The sequence below is a fragment of the Flavobacterium pokkalii genome (genome assembly GCF_014596575.1).
GTDB lineage: Bacteria > Bacteroidota > Bacteroidia > Flavobacteriales > Flavobacteriaceae > Flavobacterium > Flavobacterium pokkalii.
On record NZ_NASZ01000048.1, the window covers coordinates 1 to 1,666 of the forward strand.

4 protein-coding genes are annotated in these 1,666 nt (G+C 30.0%); all 4 read right to left on the reverse strand.

Annotation, left to right across the window (positions count from 1 at the left end; all coding sequences use genetic code 11):
• The coding region (locus B6A10_RS16160) for a hypothetical protein (protein WP_188221696.1) at nucleotides 1-189 on the reverse strand (189 nt) is incomplete at its 3' end.
• 57 nt (nucleotides 190-246) lie between these two features.
• Nucleotides 247-762: a hypothetical protein gene (locus B6A10_RS16165; RefSeq protein ID WP_188221697.1), complete on the reverse strand. Its 516-nt coding sequence runs from the start codon at nucleotides 760-762 to the stop codon at nucleotides 247-249.
• Nucleotides 763-819: 57 nt separating this feature from the next.
• Entirely contained in the window at nucleotides 820-1,320 is a 501-nt protein-coding gene (locus tag B6A10_RS16170) for a hypothetical protein (protein ID WP_188221698.1), read from the reverse strand.
• Nucleotides 1,321-1,330: 10 nt separating this feature from the next.
• Nucleotides 1,331-1,666 (reverse strand): hypothetical protein (locus tag B6A10_RS16175; RefSeq protein WP_188221699.1); only part of this gene is annotated, 336 nt, incomplete at its 5' end.

Genomic DNA, 1,666 nt, shown 5'->3' on the forward strand with positions numbered 1-1,666 from the left:
TTTTCTATCGATGATAGATTTTCGCACATATGCCAAGGTATCATTAGTTGTACCTTTAAAATTTTTTAATTTTTGATATTTTGGAATCGTTGTGGTTTCACTTAAAACTTTATCAGTTGTTGGGGTTATGCTTTTACAGCCTAGCAAAAGTGTAATTAGAATAGGGATAAATAATTTTATTGTTTTCATATTTTTAAAGTACTACAACTGTATTTATATTAAACACAGTTGTAGTTTTTAGTTTTCTTATTGAAATTTATAATCGGTTAACCCAATATCCTTTATTATTTGCTTACCATAATATTCTTTTTCGTCATTAGTCCAGATCCCTTTACTTTTTGATAATATAGGAAGTACCATTTCTTTAGGTAACGGTGTTTCCCAATATATATGTAGGATAACAGGATCTATTCTGTTTTCTCTTTTTAGATTTACTACATTATTAGGGTAAAAATATAAACTTATACTATGGCTTTTGTCCTTGCCTACTGCACGAGAAGTACCTATTGCATAATTATTAATTGGCAACTCTAAATCATTTAGCAATACATTTAACTCTTTACCTATATATTTGTTCTTTCTTGAAATTATTGAAGTTCTCATATAAGCTAGTGTATCATTGGTAGTACCTTTAAAGGTGTTAAGTTTTTTATATTTTGGGACAGTTTTAGTGTTACTTGAAATGCTATTTCTTGTTGTTACGCTTTTACAGCCTAGCAAAAGTGTAATTAGAAAAGGGATAAATAATTTTATTCGTTTCATATTTTTAAAGTACTACAACTGTATTTATATTTAATACAGTTGTAGTTTTTAGTTTTCTTATTGAAATTTATAGTTGGTTAATACTATGTCCTTAATTATTTGCTTGCCATAATACTCTTGTTCTTCATTTGTCCATAAATTTTTATTTTTTATTTTCATAGGAAGTACAATATCTTTAGGTAAAGGAGTTTTCCATACAATATTAAGAATAACAGGATCTATTCTGTTTTTTTCTTTTAAATTTATAACATTGTCAGGATAAAATTCAAATGTTATATCGGGGCTTATACCTCTTGTATGAGATGAACCAATTAAATATCTCTTAATTGGCAACTCTAAATCGTTTAGCAATACATTTAACTCTTTACCTATGTATTCACTCTTTCTGTTGATGATTGAAGTTCGCACGTAAGCCAAGGTGTCATTTGTTGTATTCTTAAAAGTGTTTAGTTTTTGATATTTCGGTACAGTTGTGGTCTCTTTTGAAACACTTTTTGTTGTTGTTATGCTTTTGCAACTTAGCAAAAGCAAAAGTAGTATTGGAATATATTTTTTCATATTTTTAATTTTATGGACAATCTGATTTAGTAAATGTAGCATTTCCGTTGCTATCTATCTCTTTTGTACCCTGTATTTGTTTAAAATCGGTACTATTAGCAGGAGCTTTTAGTAAATTAATACCCGCTTCTGCCATTACTACAGCGTTGGCTCGTTCTTCGGCAACTGCATCACTTAAACCGGAGTTTGTGAAACCACGTTTTGCCTCAATATATAAATCTTCCATTGGTGAACTTGGTTTATAATCTTCATTCGATTGATTCTCACTTGCGGGATAGTTTGATAGAAAAGAGTCAAGGGCAGCAGGGTCTGTAACCACCATCGCATAGGTAGAGCCATCTGCCGC